General features: G+C 57.7%; 1 protein-coding gene. It reads left to right on the forward strand.

Features of this window, described 5'->3' with window-relative positions:
* Positions 1-437 (forward strand): phage terminase large subunit family protein (locus tag MO867_RS22645; protein WP_252473386.1); only part of this gene is annotated, 437 nt, incomplete at both ends.

Genomic DNA, 437 nt, shown 5'->3' on the forward strand with positions numbered 1-437 from the left:
GAGCACTACACCAAGCTCGGCACCATGCGCGTACTGCCGGTGACTTGCCACGACTGCGGCGAGTCCCATGTACTGGATTGGGAAAATGTCAGCTGGCTGGAAAAAGAGGGCGGCACCCCGCACCCGGTATTCGGCTTGCACCAACCAGAGACAGCGGTCTATGGCTGCCCGGAATGTGGCAGCGAATGGGATGACTACCGCCGCCAAGCCAATGTTCTGCAGACCTGCAAAACCGCGCGGGAGAATGGCGACGACTTTGCCGGCTGGGAAAAAACCCAATGCGGTGAAGACTTTGAGCCCGATGAAATTGAACCGATAGAAACCTTTATGGAACTATCGGAGCTGTATGTGTGTATCCCCGGCACCGGCCTTGCCGATGTGGTGCGGGATTTTCTCGAAGCCGAACACGAAGCCAAAAGCGGCGATGAATCCGCGCG

Source organism: Microbulbifer okhotskensis, from assembly GCF_023895975.1.
Lineage (GTDB): Bacteria > Pseudomonadota > Gammaproteobacteria > Pseudomonadales > Cellvibrionaceae > Microbulbifer > Microbulbifer okhotskensis.